14 protein-coding genes are annotated in these 13,948 nt (G+C 61.4%); 6 read left to right on the top strand and 8 right to left on the bottom strand.

Annotation, left to right across the window (positions count from 1 at the left end; genetic code table 11):
* Positions 1-40: 40 nt before the first annotated feature.
* A complete protein-coding gene (locus MRY75_RS07730; protein ID WP_292306651.1) occupies positions 41-772 on the bottom strand; it encodes a DUF4386 domain-containing protein in 732 nt (243 codons plus the stop codon).
* Positions 773-945: 173 nt separating this feature from the next.
* Here MRY75_RS07730 and MRY75_RS07725 point away from each other — a divergent pair, with 173 nt between their 5' ends.
* Positions 946-1,845: a LysR family transcriptional regulator gene (locus MRY75_RS07725; protein ID WP_292306649.1), complete on the top strand. Its 900-nt coding sequence runs from the start codon at positions 946-948 to the stop codon at positions 1,843-1,845.
* A gap of 3 nt (positions 1,846-1,848) precedes the next feature.
* On the opposite strand, the gene MRY75_RS07720 is transcribed toward MRY75_RS07725, so the two are convergent.
* The gene (locus MRY75_RS07720) at positions 1,849-3,048 is read right to left on the bottom strand and encodes a DUF4214 domain-containing protein (RefSeq protein WP_292306648.1); all 1,200 of its coding nucleotides are present in this window, start codon (positions 3,046-3,048) and stop codon (positions 1,849-1,851) included.
* Positions 3,048-3,377 (bottom strand): hypothetical protein, encoded by a 330-nt coding sequence (locus MRY75_RS07715; RefSeq protein ID WP_292306646.1) that lies wholly within the window; start codon positions 3,375-3,377, stop codon positions 3,048-3,050. The genes MRY75_RS07720 and MRY75_RS07715 overlap by 1 nt, the downstream gene beginning before the upstream one ends.
* A gap of 428 nt (positions 3,378-3,805) precedes the next feature.
* Between MRY75_RS07715 and MRY75_RS07710 the strand changes: the two genes are divergently transcribed.
* Together MRY75_RS07710 and MRY75_RS07705 are read left to right on the top strand one after the other, a co-directional pair.
* Complete coding sequence (locus MRY75_RS07710; protein WP_292306644.1) at positions 3,806-5,227, top strand: saccharopine dehydrogenase NADP-binding domain-containing protein; 1,422 nt, start codon at positions 3,806-3,808, stop codon at positions 5,225-5,227.
* A 170-nt stretch (positions 5,228-5,397) separates the two neighbouring features.
* Positions 5,398-6,192 (top strand): helix-turn-helix transcriptional regulator, encoded by a 795-nt coding sequence (locus MRY75_RS07705; protein ID WP_292306643.1) that lies wholly within the window; start codon positions 5,398-5,400, stop codon positions 6,190-6,192.
* On the opposite strand, the gene MRY75_RS07700 is transcribed toward MRY75_RS07705, so the two are convergent.
* A complete protein-coding gene (locus MRY75_RS07700; RefSeq protein WP_292306642.1) occupies positions 6,144-6,809 on the bottom strand; it encodes a hypothetical protein in 666 nt (221 codons plus the stop codon). The genes MRY75_RS07705 and MRY75_RS07700 overlap by 49 nt on opposite strands.
* Positions 6,810-7,210: 401 nt before the next feature.
* Here MRY75_RS07700 and MRY75_RS07695 point away from each other — a divergent pair, with 401 nt between their 5' ends.
* Together MRY75_RS07695 and MRY75_RS07690 are read left to right on the top strand one after the other, a co-directional pair.
* Positions 7,211-7,699, top strand: a complete 489-nt coding sequence (locus tag MRY75_RS07695) for a twin-arginine translocation pathway signal (protein ID WP_292306640.1) — start codon at positions 7,211-7,213, stop codon at positions 7,697-7,699.
* Positions 7,700-7,718: 19 nt separating this feature from the next.
* Positions 7,719-8,333 carry a ferric reductase gene (locus MRY75_RS07690; protein WP_292306638.1) on the top strand — a complete coding sequence of 205 codons (615 nt, stop codon included), beginning with the start codon at positions 7,719-7,721 and terminating at the stop codon, positions 8,331-8,333.
* A 56-nt stretch (positions 8,334-8,389) separates the two neighbouring features.
* Here MRY75_RS07690 and cueR read toward each other — a convergent pair whose 3' ends face one another.
* Positions 8,390-8,782 (bottom strand): Cu(I)-responsive transcriptional regulator, encoded by a 393-nt coding sequence (gene cueR / locus MRY75_RS07685; protein ID WP_292306636.1) that lies wholly within the window; start codon positions 8,780-8,782, stop codon positions 8,390-8,392.
* Positions 8,779-11,235, bottom strand: coding sequence for a heavy metal translocating P-type ATPase (locus tag MRY75_RS07680; protein ID WP_292306635.1), 2,457 nt, complete (start codon positions 11,233-11,235; stop codon positions 8,779-8,781). Before MRY75_RS07680 ends, cueR begins: the two co-directional genes overlap by 4 nt.
* Before the next feature lie 180 nt (positions 11,236-11,415).
* On the opposite strand from MRY75_RS07680, the gene MRY75_RS07675 reads away from it, so the two are divergent.
* On the top strand, positions 11,416-12,072 hold the full coding sequence (locus MRY75_RS07675; protein WP_292306633.1) for an NYN domain-containing protein: 657 nt from the start codon (positions 11,416-11,418) through the stop codon (positions 12,070-12,072).
* Here MRY75_RS07675 and rlmN read toward each other — a convergent pair.
* Positions 12,069-13,256, bottom strand: a complete 1,188-nt coding sequence (gene rlmN, locus MRY75_RS07670; protein WP_292306631.1) for a 23S rRNA (adenine(2503)-C(2))-methyltransferase RlmN — start codon at positions 13,254-13,256, stop codon at positions 12,069-12,071. The genes MRY75_RS07675 and rlmN overlap by 4 nt on opposite strands.
* Positions 13,257-13,397: 141 nt before the next feature.
* The gene (locus MRY75_RS07665; RefSeq protein ID WP_292306824.1) at positions 13,398-13,895 is read right to left on the bottom strand and encodes an invasion associated locus B family protein; all 498 of its coding nucleotides are present in this window, start codon (positions 13,893-13,895) and stop codon (positions 13,398-13,400) included.
* Positions 13,896-13,948 lie beyond the last annotated feature (53 nt).

Genomic DNA, 13,948 nt, shown 5'->3' with positions numbered 1-13,948 from the left:
GAAAACGGGCGGCCCGTTGTGCCGCCCGTTTGTCGTTGTGTCAGGCGGTCGCTGTCGACTTGAAGCTGTCGGCAGACCGTCCTTGGCCCTTGATCAGAAGCCAGAGCGCAAAGCTGATCTCGGACAGTGTCACGACGGCCAGAAGCCCGACGCGCAGCAGGCCCAGCCAGGCAGCCTCGGGAAAGGCAAAAGCATAGACGCTGTCGAGCAGGTATCCGGAAGCGCCGACCATGAGGCCGATGCCAATCAGGCGGGGGAAGCGGCCAGAGGCCAGCACCAGCCCGCCCAGCAGGGCAAGGTGCAGGGTGAAGAACACCTGCCAGATCCACACGCCCGCGCGGTGCATTTCGAGCAGCAGGCCCGCCAGATCGGCACGTTGGCCTGCATCGAAACTGGACATAAGTGCAGGCGAGGTGGCCAGAAGCGTTGCGCCGGCGTGAAAAAAGAGCATGGCGGACATCACGCTCACCATGCTGAGCCGTGCCATTGCAGCTGCCATGGACAGCGTTGCCGAGACCGGCTTGAACATGAAGTAGAGCATGGACAGGGCCATGATCTCGAACAGCATTACAACCACATCCGCGGCGATGCCGGACCGGTAGAGCGAACTGCGGTTCAGAATATTGGACACGGTCTGGGCCGGATCGCCCTGCACGACAATCTGTGAGGGGACATAGGCGATGGCAAACCCGCCAGCGATGGCAATGCCGAGATAGAAGATGCCCGTGAGCCGGGCATAGGTCGGGGAGGTGGGGTCTGAAAAGGCGTGCATCGGAAGTCCTTTCTTGCGGCAATACGGTTGGGTCGGACAGCTGCGAGGCAAATGTCCGTTGTGAGAAGGCGGTGTGATGGGCGTGCCGCATCTCAAGGCGACTGACGGGACTATATGCGAGGGATCGCATCAACAAAATTGACGAGATATCTATTTCTGATATGCAATTTTGCATGGATTGGTCGTCTGTCACTTTTGATTGGAACCGGGTGCGCGCGTTTCTCGTGACCGCTGAGGAAGGATCGCTGTCCGCTGCGGCACGGGCGCTTGGGCTGGCGCAGCCGACGCTGGGCCGGCAGGTGGACGCCCTGCAGACCGAATTGGGTGTGGTGCTTTTCGAACGGTTCGGGCGCGGGTTGGAACTAACTCCGGCCGGAGCCGAGCTTGTCGCTCATGCCCGAAAGATGGGAGAGGCCGCGATGGCGCTTTCCATTGCAGCTCATGGCCAATCCGACGGTCTGTCCGGACCTGTCACGATTTCCGCATCGGATGCCTATGCCGGTTTGCTGTTACCGCCGATTCTCAAGCGTTTGCGCGCAAAAGAGCCCGGGATCATCCTGCGGATCGTTGCGGACAATCAGGCGACCGACCTGATGCGCCGCGAGGCCGATATCGCCCTGCGCAACTTTCGCCCAAAAGAGCCCGATCTTGTCGCACGACGTCTGCCCGACGCAAGTGCGACGGTCTTCGCGGCCCGCGAGCTGATCCATCAAAAGGGCCTGATCACGGATGCGCACGACTGGACCCGGCTTGGTGTCATTGCGCCCGGTCCGGCCGAGGATTTCGTCCGCGCGATGCAGGGGTTGGGTGTGCCGATCCCGGTCGAGGCCGTGGCTTATGAGTGCACGAGCTACCTTGCGATGTGGGAGATGATGCGGCAGGGCTTGGGCGTTGCCGTGATCGACGCGCGGATCGGCGATGCCGATCCTGCCGTCACGCGTGCCTCGCCCGATCTGCCGGAGGTCAAATTCCCGATCTGGCTGACAGCACACCGGGATATCCTGTCGAACCGGCGCATGCGTGTCGTCTTCGACTTCCTGGCCGACGCGCTGTCAGACCGGGTGATCGCCTGACGGTCAGTCGAGGAACGGGCTGTCGAGCAAGCCGACGATCTGAAGCAGAAACGCTCCTCCATCAAACGGGTTCTGTGCATCATCGTAGTAGGTGTCGATGGCATCTACAGCAGCGATCAATCCCGAGGTCGTGCCGTCGTAAAGATCCATTACCACCTCCGCTTGGGTAACGTCGGTCAACCCTCTGTGCACCGCAAAGAACGCGCCGATATCGATCTTGCTGTCGAGGTATTGTTGATCTGCAATTTGCTGGCTGACGAATTCATGCCCGCGATCGATCTTGAGCGGTGCTCGTGCACCTTCCAGCATCTGAATGATCAACTGGTCGCGCGAGACTGTTCGCGAGTCGAGCGCTTCGGTCCAAAAGGCCAGCCCGGCGATGTCCGGGTTTCTGCCCAGCACGTTGGAATAGACCGAACTTGCAAACTCACTGCTTGATGTCCCTTCCGGATACGTCGCGCGGGTCTCGTCCTGGTCCGCAAAGAGCGCCGCAATTTCGTCAAGCGAGAGTCCGTTTGCAAAAGCAGACCCCCAAAAATTCAGACCAACGGCGTCAGGTGCGCGATCAAAATAAGCAATGTAGATTTCGATCAAATCTTCGACCGCCGCAGCCTCGAGCCCTGATAGCCCGCCAAAGGTCCGCAGGTCGAATGGTCCGTCGAATTCGGGCAGTTCCGTCGTGAAGTCGATCAGTTCTATGCTGTCGAGGGCAATTGTCCCAAGGCCGTTGTACCGGTGATCTGAAACCGACACGGTGTCGCCAGAGATGGTCACCGTATAGTTCGACTGGTGTCCTTCGAAATAGACCGTATCTGTGTCGTCCAGTCCGTTGATGCGCTTGAGGCCCGAAGCCGCTCGGAGTGCGTCGGCGTCGGAGGTGCCATTCAGAAGATCGGACGGTGTCTCGTCGATGGGCGGTGTGGGCGGGACCTCCTCGAGGACCGGCACCGGCACCTCGGCCTTTGGGTTGCTTGTCAGGGAGCGCGCTGTACCCAGGAGATCGACATAGGTAAATTCGACCGAGATTTCCGCACCAATGTCTGAATCGGTTACGTCGTAGGCTTGGGCCGTGGCACCTGGAATCGGGTTGCCATCACGCAACCATTGAAAGCCAATCGACTGAGAGTCGATCCCATTTGGATCAGTGACCGCATTGGGGCGCGCCGTCAGGGTATCGCCGACGACTGCCTCACCAAGGATCATCAACGGATTATAGGGTCCCGTGTCGACAGGAATTGGCGTGCCGCCGGTGGGACGGCAGGTTCGGGATCACTTGTCAGTATTTCCAACGTGCCGCCGAAATCGAAATAAGTGTACCGAATGCTCAGCTGTGTACCGACATCGGCCAATGTAACGTCATAAGTTCGGCCTGTTGCGCCTTGGATTGCGGTCCCGTCCCGAAGCCATTGAAAGGTTTCGGTCAAATAATCGATGCCGTCGGCATCGCCGATACCATTGGGGCGCGCAATCAGCGTTTCGCCGACATATGCGTCTCCCAAGATGGTCACAGGGCCCTTGGGCGTATTGTTCATGCCTGTGGTCGTAGACACGGTCTGATTGTCACTTTTCGGTCCGGGCTGCACCGTCAACTGGCGTCATGCCGCAATTAGTCACGAAGACGTGGGATGGCGTATTGGCTTGGAGGCGTGTCCTGAAGGCCCGGGTGTCATTCACCCAGTCCGACATTTTGCTGCTCGTCTGTGCCCAAGCGTGTTACTGACGTCTTATTTCGCGCTTGCCCTAACATGCCTTGAACGTTCTGCAAGTTGTGAGACGGATGGTTCGGCAAAATCTGGCCGATCCTGTGTCGTATGCGCACTTTAAAGACCACCATTTGACTGCGGGAACCATGGTTTTTGCATTTTGCTTTGTTTGACGCTCCAACTTGGACTTCGTCGGACGCGGGCATTACATTGCGGTATGCACGTCGGTTTCGGCGCGCGATTGGTGAGGGCAGATCATGACACAGAACCATCCCGTATATGGGCGTATCGACGGGCCGATCGTGATGATCGGGTTCGGGTCCATCGGGAAGGGGACGTGGCCCCTGATCGAGCGGCATTTCGAATATGAAGCCGACAAGTTTACCGTGATCGAGCCGGATCAGGGACAGGCGAATTTCCTGCGACAGCACAAGATCAACCATATGCAGATCGCGTTGACCGCCGAAAACTATCGTGAGGTGCTGGGGGAGTTGTTTGCCGAGGGGACGGGTTTTTGCGTGAACCTGTCGGTGGATACCTCGTCGTTGGACCTGATGCGGTTCTGCCGTGAACTTGGGGTGCTTTATATCGACACCGTGGTTGAGCCGTGGGCGGGGTTCTATTTCGACACGCCCGACAATGCAGCGCGGACGAATTACGCGTTGAGGCAGGCGGTGCGCACGGAAAAAGCCGCCAATCCGGGTGGTCCGACAGCGGTAAGCTGCTGTGGTGCCAATCCGGGAATGGTGTCGTGGTTCGTCAAGGAGGCCTTGCTCACGTTGGCAAGGGACACGGGGCACGAGGTCGCCGTGCCGCAGGATCGCGACGGATGGGCTCGGCTCATGCAGTCGCTTGGCGTCAAGGGGGTGCATGTGGCCGAGCGCGACACGCAGGCGCGACGCCAACCGCGCCCGCGCAACGTGTTCGTGAACACATGGTCGGTGGAGGGCTTTATCGCCGAAGGGTTTCAACCCGCCGAGCTGGGCTGGGGCACACACGAAACCTGGTTCCCCGAGAACGGCCACACCCACGAGACCGGCTGCAAGGCCGCGATCTGGCTCGAGCGGCCCGGTGCGATCACGCGGGTGCACACTTGGTGTCCGACGCCGGGGCCGCAGTTCGGTTTTCTCGTGACCCATAACGAGGCGATTTCGATTTCGGACTACTATACCGTCGGCGCGCCGGACGCGCCGGACTATCGCCCGACTTGCCACTATGCCTATCATCCCTGCGATGACGCGGTGCTGTCGCTGCACGAGATGTTCGGCTCGGGCAAGCAGCAGACGGCACACCACATCCTGACCGAGGACGAGATCGTCGAAGGCATCGACGAGCTGGGGGTGTTGCTCTACGGGCACGAGAAGAACGCGCTCTGGTATGGATCGCGCCTGTCCAACGCGGAAACGCGCGACCTTGCCCCCTATCAGAACGCCACGGGCATGCAGGTGACAAGTGCCGTGTTGGCGGGCATGGTCTGGGCTCTTGAAAACCCGCTGGCGGGGATCGTGGAAACCGATGAAATGGATCACGTGCGCTGTCTCGAGGTGCAACGCCCTTATCTGGGGCCGGTCGAGGCGCATTACACGGACTGGACGCCGCTGCAGGATCGCTGGGAGCATTTCCCCGAAGATATCGACGAAAGTGATCCCTGGCAGTTCAGGAATGTGTTGGCGAGCTAAGGCGCCTGCAGGAATATCTTTCTGCGTTGTTGTGTGCAAAAGAAACGTGGTTCCAAGGCCTTATTCACGATTAAAACAGCTTTAGGCTGCATTTTGGCTATACACACCACTGGCGCGACGTTACCTGTGAGTGGGGGTTTGAGTGCACGCTGTAACAACTGGACCACACTATGATCTCACGCATCACGGAACTGGAGGTTCTGGACAATTTCAGGGCAAATCTGCACAGCATCATGAGGTCGCAGAACCTGACCGAGGCAGAGCTGTCGCTGCGCGCGGGATTCGAGACGGACAGCGCAATCACCGAAATCATGCAGGGCGGATCCCTGCCCAGCCTTGCCGCGCCCGTGCGCGTGGCCGACGCTTTGGGAGTCTCGGTCGATGTTCTCTTGCGCGACAGGAACGACCATCTCCAACAGCAATTCGAGGCGTTGCCGGTTCAGGAGGTTGATCGTCAGGCGGCGCGATTGCTGTCCGCCGTGTTCAAGGCGACGGAACGGTCGCTGGACCGGATGGGGGATCGGCCGACGCTGGATTCGATCATTTCCTGGTGGAAAGAGACCGATGGCGATCTGTCCCGCAGCGATCAGATCGCGCCGCATTTCGATCTGGTCAGCGCGGCCGAGGCGTTGACGTCCATTCCGCGCATTCACCATGTTGGTGCGTTGGGCCTGTCGGCGACCACGCTGGGGTCGACCGAAAGCACCCGGTTGGAACGGTTTCTGGAAACACTGAGCACATCCGATCTTGCCGAATTGAACGGTCAGATCAGGTCGGTCGCGCATTCCGGTGTCGGGATGATCACACCGCTGAAACGGATCGTCCCCTTCCCCGAGACGAACGAAACCGTCGAAGTCAGCTTCGTTCGCCTCATGCTCCCCGTCAAGGATGCCTCGGGCACCCTGTTCGTTCTGAACTATTCGACCCTCTTGAGCGAATCGACTCCCAGGAGGACCGACGGGTGAAGGTTGAAATAGGTTGCCATATCGGCCAGTTCGCCTGACTGGATCGCCACGAGATATTCGCCGGTTGCTCGTCCCTTGGGCAGCACGCCCCAGACATGCGCGCCGGGGTATTGCCGCGTGAACCCGTATTCGGTGGCATAGCCCAGTCGCGCATCATCGGCACGGACGAAGGCATAGAGCCAGTCGGCATGCCAGCGCAGTTGGCAATAGGCAAAGAGCAGGTGGGTATATAGCGACAGAAGATGGCGCGATCCGCGCATTCTTTCCGCGATGAAGAATTCGCCCATGTAGATCACGCTGCCCGAGATCTCGTCGCAGGGACGACGTTCATCCGAGACAACCCGCAAGTGCCCCTGGCCCTTGTACAATCTGCCATAGCTGCGTGACCAGAAGCCTGACAGCGTTTCCGTCACAAGCCGGTCGTGTCGTGCGGCGACTCCGCCGATATCCTGACCATCCTTCTGAAGGATCAGCCATCCGGCATTGTCCTTGGACAGATCATTGTGCTCGGACGAGATCATCGGGGTGATCGAATTCTTCCCGATGGCGCGCATCCGGTCCTCGCATTCCCGGAAATCCGAGGAATCCTGTACGGTGATGCCCCGTTCCTCAAGCATGTACAGACATGTGCTGAAGAATTTCATCATGTCTAGGTGAGCAGATTTGGCCACGTGTTTTCTCCTTAATGGGGTGTTTGACAACATCTCCACACCAACCCATTCACTGACCTGCGCCAAGCCTTAAGGTTGTTTCGTGGGGTGGGGAACAATTCAGGATAGCGTAATTCAGGTGGATCCGGCGTGTTCACCGCATTCCAGTCGGAGACCCGGGCGGATTTCCGCGTGTGAGGCCTTTCCTCGGTCAATGGCGGCACTTGCTGAATCACGAAGGCGTGGGTTGGAATGTCCGGATCAGCGGGACGCTCTAATCTGATGTAGACTGAAATGGCTTTGACGCGGGCGTCACTGCCCGCTTGTCGGATATGCAGCGTTTCTGCTGCCGGAAGAGGAGGCATGACATGGCATCTTCACGACTGACCCGCCGCGCGATGGTGACACTCGGCGCATCGGCGGTGCTGATGGCTGGTTCTGGGTTGACCGTCCCGGCACGGGCGGCCGGACTTGCACCAACCGCGTCCATGCGGGGTGGATCGAACAATTACCGACCCGGTGCACCCATCGTCGACAGGATCGGAGGCGGCGGCTTCTGGATGACCGGGACCGTGCGTCGTGCCGGAGACGGGGCGCCCTTGCCGGGGCAGCGCATCCAGATCTGGGCCCATACCACCGAAGGCCATGAGCGCGATTGGCACAGCCACGGTGCGACCCTGACGGATGCGAATGGCGAATTCCGGCTCGAGATGCCGCAGATCGTCCCGGCCTTCGGTCAACCGCATGGGCACCTTGCCTATGACAGTGGTGAGTTCAAGACCGTGTTCCTTCGCCCGGTGATGTCGCGTGCCAGCGACACCACCCTGAGCGCGCATTTCGTCTTGCAGCCCGCGTGACGAACCTGGATCGCTGAGGATGCGAAGCGTTCGTGCGATCAGCCTATGGGGAGCGCTTCTGCTGGCGACCGGCGGTCCCGCCGCATTGGCCTTGGGCTCACCGCTGATCGCGTGGCGCGATCCGGTCTATATCTTGGCTGGCTTCGCCGGGGTGGTCGGCATGGCACTGCTGCTGGTGCAACCGCTGCTGGTGGGCGGTTGGCTGCCGGGCCTGACCGGACGTGCCGGACGCCAGACCCATCGGGCCTTGGGTGTGGCGCTTGTGGTGGTCGTGATCGTGCATGTCGGGGGGCTTTGGATCACCAGCCCGCCGGACATGGTGGACGCACTCTTGCTCCGGTCACCGGCGCTCTTTTCCACCTGGGGTGTGATTGCCATGTGGGCGGTTCTTGCCGCTGGCCTGATCGGCATATTGCGACGTCGCATGGCGACACGGTTGCGGGTTTGGCGGGGTTTGCACACGACCCTCGTCAGCATCACCGTGGTGTTCACCGTTCTGCACGCAGTGCAGATCGAAGGCACGATGGAGCCTTGGTCCAAAGCAGCGCTGTCCGGTCTGATCCTCTTGGCGCTTGTCCGTGTTCTGCTGGACCGGCGGGTCTGGTCGCTCTGGCTGCGCGCCCGCAGATCCTGAGAGGGTCAGCCGAAACGAGGTTGAACCGCTTTCCGCCTATGGAGCGCAAGGGTGGATCAGTGTTGGCCCGTCGCAAGATCGCTGAGGATCGGGCAGTCGGGCCGGTTGTCCCCGGCACAGCTGTGCACCAATTCGGACAGGGTATCGCGCATGGATTGGAGCTGTTCGATCTTGTTCTCGATCTTCTCCAGATGTGCCTGCGCCAGGTCCTTTACATCGGCACTGGCGCGGGTGTTGTCCTCGTAAAGCGCCAGCAGGGTGCGACAGTCCTCGATGGTGAATCCAAGCGCGCGGGCGCGACCGAGAAAGGCCAGCTTGTGCAGGTCACTGTCGCGGAACACGCGATATCCGTTGGTGTCGCGCAATGGGGTGATCAGGCCGATATCTTCATAATAGCGGATGGTCTTGGGCGGCAGTCCCGCCTTCTGAGCAACGTCGCCGATATTCATGCCGGGGCCTCTACGTAACGTGTGTCGCGGGTGTCCTGCTGCGCCGGGGCGATCCTGCGCAGGCGCAACGCGTTGCTGAGCACGAAGACCGAGCTGAGCGCCATTGCTCCCGCCCCGAGCATCGGCGACAGCATCAGGCCGAAGGCGGGATAGAGCGCGCCTGCGGCCACAGGAATCAGCGCAGTGTTGTAGGCGAAGGCCCAGAACAGATTCTGCCGGATGTTGCGCATGGTCTGACGCGAGACATCGACGGCGTTGACGACACCCGAGACACGGCCCGAGGCGAGCACGATGTCCGCAGCCTCAATGGCAACATCGGTGCCCGTGCCGATGGCAAGGCCAATGTCGGCCTCGGCCAGCGCGGGGGCGTCGTTGATGCCGTCTCCGACAAAGGCCACGGTTCCAAATTGGCTGCGCAGGTCGCGGATCGCGTCCACCTTGCCATCGGGGCGGACGCCTGCGGTCACATGACCAATGCCCAGCTGCCGGGCGATGGCCTGCGCCGCAGCGGCGTTGTCGCCCGAGATCATCGCAACCTTCAGCCCGGCCGCGTGCAGTGCGTCGATGGCTGGCCGTGCGCTGGGCTTGATCTGATCGGCCACGGCGAATACCGCGGCGGCATGGCCGTTGAGCGCGAGACAGACAAGGCTGTTGCCCTGTTCGGCGTATTGCGCGATGGCCTCCCTGAGCGGGCTCGTATCGACACCGTTCTCGATCAGGTGCTGTTCCGATCCGACGAGCGCCGCCTGACCTTCCACATGGGCCGACAGGCCATAGCCCGCGAAAGTCTCGCTTTCCGTCACTTCGGGAAGGTCCGCCGCTGCGGCGGCAAGGATCGCGCGCGCGATCGGATGGTCGGAGCCCTGTTCCACGGCTGCGGCGAGGCGCAGCATCTCGGTCCGGTCGAAGCCGGGTGCACAGTGCTGATCTACAAGGGTCGGGCGGCCTTCGGTCAGGGTGCCGGTCTTGTCAAAGGCAATGACCTTGGCGCTGTCCAGCCGTTGCAAGGCGTCCCCCTTGCGGAAGAGCACACCGAGTTCGGCAGCGCGCCCCGTGCCGACCATGATCGAGGTGGGCGTGGCCAGGCCCATGGCACAGGGACATGCGATGATCAGCACCGCGACCCCGGCAACAAGCGCGTGGCTGAGCGCGGGTTCGGGGCCGACGATCAGCCAGACGGCGACGGTCAGCGCGGCGATGCCCAGAACCACGGGAACGAAGATGCGTACCACCTTGTCGGCGAGGGCCTGAATCGGGAGTTTGGCGCCCTGCGCGGTCTGAACCATGTCGATGATGCGCGCGAGCACGGTGTTCGACCCGACTGCCGTGGCGCGATAGATCAGAGCCTTGCGCCCGTTGATCGTGCCTCCGGTCACGGGATCGTCGCTGGTTTTTGCCACCGGGACGGGTTCGCCGGTGATCATGGATTCATCAACGAACGCGTCGCCCTCGACCACAATGCCATCCACGGCGATGCGCCCACCCGGCAGCACCTTGATCACGTCGCCGAGTGCGACTTCGGACAGGGGCCTTTCACTGAACTCGCCGTCACGCGAGAGCAGGACCGTATCAGGGCGCAGGCCGATCAGGTGACGGATGGCGGCGCCTGTGCGCCCTTTTGCGCGGGCCTCCATCCAGCGACCGGCGAGGATCAGTGTGACAATGACACCCGCCGCCTCGAAATAGACGGCGCGTGTGCCGTCGGGCAGGAGGCCGGGGAAAAAAGTGGCTATGGTGGAATATCCCCAGGCCGCCAGAGTGCCGAGCGCAACAAGACTGTTCATGTCCGGGCTGCCCTTGGCCAGCAGGGGCAAACCGATGCGGAAAAAGCGGCGACCAGGCCACGCCAGAACCAATGTGATCAGAAGGAATTGCAGAACCCAGAAGGTTTGCATGCCGAGACTGCCCATGATGGCGTGATGCAACGGCGGATAGAGGTGCCCACCCATTTCGGTCACGAACACCGGCAGCGTCAGCGCGCCCGCGATCAGCGTATCGCGGCGGAGCGGTTCGATTTCCGAGTGGTGTTCGGATGGCGTTTCGTCGTCGACCGGTCTTGCCGGATAGCCGGCGTCCGTGACGGTTACGGCCAGCGTGTCCAGGGTGACGGCGCCATCTAGTGTGCGAATGGTGGCGGTCTGGGTGGCAAGGTTCACGTTTGCCGACAGAACACCCGGCACGGCTTCCAGCGCGCGCTCGACTCGACCGGTGCAGGAGGCGCAGGTCATCCCTTCGATGGTCAGGCGGTGCGTTGCTTCGCGCGCCGGATAGCCCGCCGTCTTGAGGGCCGCGCGCAGGGTCTCGGGGGAAAAGTCACCCGAAACCTGCGCCATGTGATTGGCGATGTTGACCGAGGCCTCGGACACACCGGGTGCTGCGGCAAGCGCCCGCTCCGCCCGCCCGGCACACCCGGCGCAGCTCATGTTGTCGACGGAAAAGCGAAGTGTGGTCATGGGTCAATCCTCGTGTCTCACGGCACAGATAGGGATTCCAGTGACTGGAAGGTCAAGGGGTCGATTGCGCTTTCTGTGGATGGCGGCTTGTGTCCGGGACTTAGGACCCGACACAACGGGGCCATACTCTGGTCGCATTGTTTCGCTTCATTCCCGCAATACGTGCAAATGGGGTAGGTCATGTCGGGCTTGGTTGCAGTCTTTGTTGATGGGGACAACCTGCCCGCCGCGTTTGCGGGCCGAATTTTTCAAGCCGCGAGCGCGTACGGCACCGTTGTGCTGGCGCGGGTCTACGGAAATGAAAAAGCGCTCGGAGACTGGGGTGGTCAGTCGCGTTTCGAGTTCGTTTACTGTGGAAGTGGCAAGAACGCGTCGGACATCAAGATCGCAATAGACGTGACGGAATATGTGCTGACTCGAGGCGTTCAGACGGTTCTTCTGGGCAGTTCGGACGCGGATTTTACACATCTCGCGCGTTTCGTTCGGGCGCGGCACATCCATGTTGTCGGCATGGGGGAGGACAAGACGCGGTCCGAGCTGCGCGCGGCCTGTTCCGAATTCAAGGTCGTGGCGAAGACCCAGCCGAAGGCGCGCGCTGCCGTTCCGAAACTGAGCGAGATGGACATCAAGGTTGTCGATCTGCTTGCCGATGCAGGGCCCCATGGCATGCGCATCACGCAGCTTGGCGGCTTGATGTACCAGCGACACAACACCAGAATCTCCAGCCGTCCTGAAAAGACGTGGCGCGCCTATCTTTCCAAACACGCCGCACTGTTCGATCTCGATCCGCGTGGGCCTGATGCTCGGGTACGGTTGAGGGCAGGTGCCAAGGCCTAAGCCAAACCGCTTTCCGCTTCGATCTGCGCCTTGCTCTTGCGGGCGCGTTCGGTGGCCGACTTGAGCTGACCGCAGGCGGCCATGATGTCTTCGCCGCGCGGGGTGCGGATGGGGCTGGCGTAACCCGCCTTGTAGATAATGTCGGCAAAGGATTCGATGCGCGACCAGTCGGATCGCTTATAGGGCGCGCCGGGCCATTCGTTGAACGGGATCAGATTGATCTTGGCCGGGATGCCCGAGATCAGCTTGACCAGACGGCGGGCGTCTTCATCGGTGTCGTTCACATCCTTGAGCATCACGTACTCAAAGGTGATGCGCTCGGAGTTCGACTTTTTCGGGTACTCGCGCAGCGCGTCGAGCAGCGTCTCGATGTTCCAGCGCTTGTTGATCGGCACCAGCCTGTCGCGCACGGCGTCCGTCGTGGCGTGGAAGCTGACGGCGAGAAGACAGCCGATTTCTTCGGCGGTCTTGGCGATCTCCGGCACAACGCCGGAGGTGGACAGCGTGATGCGGCGGCGCGACAGCGCGATGCCTTCGCCATCCATCGCGATCTTCATCGCGTCGCGCACGTTGTCGAAATTGTAGAGCGGCTCGCCCATGCCCATCAGCACGATGTTCGACAGCAGGCGCGGACCATTCTCACCGGTACCGGTGCCGGGTTCGGGCCATTCGCCCAGATCGTCGCGGGCCAGCATGACCTGACCGATGATCTCGCCTGCGGTCAGGTTGCGCACAAGTTTCTGCGTGCCCGTATGGCAGAACGAGCATGTGAGCGTGCAGCCCACCTGGGACGAGATGCAGAGCGTGCCACGGTCGGTTTCGGGGATGTAGACCACCTCGACCTCGTGCCCGCCCGCGATGCGGACAAGGTATTTCCGGGTGCCATCCGCAGAGACCTGTTTCGACACGATCTCGGGCAGGGCGATTTCGAAATGCTGGTCCAGTTCCGCGCGATAGGCTTTGGCGAGGTTCGTCATCGCGTGGAAGTCGCGCACGCCCCACTGGTAGACCCATTGCCAGATCTGACCGGTCCGCATCTTGGCCTGTTTCTCGGGCGTGCCCATGGCGATCAGCGCTTCGCGCAGCTTGTCGCGGGTCAATCCGACAATATTCGTCTTGCCCCCCTCCGGCAGTTTGCGCGGGATGGTCAGAACGTCTTGCGTGATCGGTGCAGCGCCGGTCATGGGGTCAGCCTTTCTCGAAAAGAGATGGGCCACATATAGGATTCTTTGGGCTTTGCCAAAGGGGAAAGCCGCAGGCTGTGGTTTTTGCGGGGCCGTTCGGGGGTGCGGCTTGCGGGGTCAGGATCCCTGCAAGCGCAAAAGTCAGCCCGCCGCGCAGCGCTTTTCAGCGTCTTCCACAGCGGCGGTGAAGCCCAGAAGAGAGAACGTGTCCTTCGTGGTCGTTCCCCGCGCCGATTGCGCGGTGAGTACCGCATCCGCGCCGCGTTTCATCGCGGTGACGATCTTGGCATCGTCCTGCGGTGTGGCGGGCCAGGCCCATTCGCCTTCCGTGAACAGCTCGAACTCGGTGCCGCTGATGTTGACGTTCACTGTGGAGCCCGGCGCGAAAGGATAGCCGCCTGTAAACGCGACCTGACCCTGCACCTCGGCCCCCGGACGGTAGAAGACCATCAACAGGATTTCGCCCCGTGTCACGGCAACAACGCGGCCGCCACGGGTGTTCACGCTTTCCTTGTAGGTGGTCACCGCCCAGCATTCGCGCGGGTCCTGCCCTTCGAACACGCTCCAGTCGGTGATGGCGTTCACGCGGTTCGTGCTTGTTTCCTGTGCCGCGCCCACACCTGCCGTCACCAGTGCCATGGCACCGATCACTGCCCCGCCAATCCATGAATTCATGCGTCCAGCCTCCAGAC

The organism is Marivita sp., assembly GCF_022763305.1.
Classification (GTDB): domain Bacteria; phylum Pseudomonadota; class Alphaproteobacteria; order Rhodobacterales; family Rhodobacteraceae; genus Marivita.
Note: the sequence above shows the minus strand (reverse complement) of the source record. Positions and strands in the feature narration are given on the sequence as shown.

Bases quoted from the DNA above. Each gene is read 5' to 3' on its own strand.
- MRY75_RS07690 (WP_292306638.1), top strand. From the start codon at position 7,719: ATGCGAAGCGTTCGTGCGATCAGCCTATGGGGAGCGCTTCTGCTGGCG.
- MRY75_RS07675 (WP_292306633.1), top strand. From the start codon at position 11,416: ATGTCGGGCTTGGTTGCAGTCTTTGTTGATGGGGACAACCTGCCCGCC.
- MRY75_RS07715 (WP_292306646.1), bottom strand. From the start codon at position 3,377: ATGAACAATACGCCCAAGGGCCCTGTGACCATCTTGGGAGACGCATAT.
- MRY75_RS07680 (WP_292306635.1), bottom strand. From the start codon at position 11,235: ATGACCACACTTCGCTTTTCCGTCGACAACATGAGCTGCGCCGGGTGT.
- MRY75_RS07725 (WP_292306649.1), top strand. From the start codon at position 946: ATGGATTGGTCGTCTGTCACTTTTGATTGGAACCGGGTGCGCGCGTTT.
- MRY75_RS07720 (WP_292306648.1), bottom strand. From the start codon at position 3,048: ATGATCCTTGGTGAGGCAGTCGTCGGCGATACCCTGACGGCGCGCCCC.
- cueR (WP_292306636.1), bottom strand. From the start codon at position 8,782: ATGAATATCGGCGACGTTGCTCAGAAGGCGGGACTGCCGCCCAAGACC.
- rlmN (WP_292306631.1), bottom strand. From the start codon at position 13,256: ATGACCGGCGCTGCACCGATCACGCAAGACGTTCTGACCATCCCGCGC.
- MRY75_RS07710 (WP_292306644.1), top strand. From the start codon at position 3,806: ATGACACAGAACCATCCCGTATATGGGCGTATCGACGGGCCGATCGTG.
- MRY75_RS07665 (WP_292306824.1), bottom strand. From the start codon at position 13,895: ATGGCACTGGTGACGGCAGGTGTGGGCGCGGCACAGGAAACAAGCACG.
- MRY75_RS07700 (WP_292306642.1), bottom strand. From the start codon at position 6,809: ATGCTTGAGGAACGGGGCATCACCGTACAGGATTCCTCGGATTTCCGG.
- MRY75_RS07705 (WP_292306643.1), top strand. From the start codon at position 5,398: ATGATCTCACGCATCACGGAACTGGAGGTTCTGGACAATTTCAGGGCA.
- MRY75_RS07730 (WP_292306651.1), bottom strand. From the start codon at position 772: ATGCACGCCTTTTCAGACCCCACCTCCCCGACCTATGCCCGGCTCACG.
- MRY75_RS07695 (WP_292306640.1), top strand. From the start codon at position 7,211: ATGGCATCTTCACGACTGACCCGCCGCGCGATGGTGACACTCGGCGCA.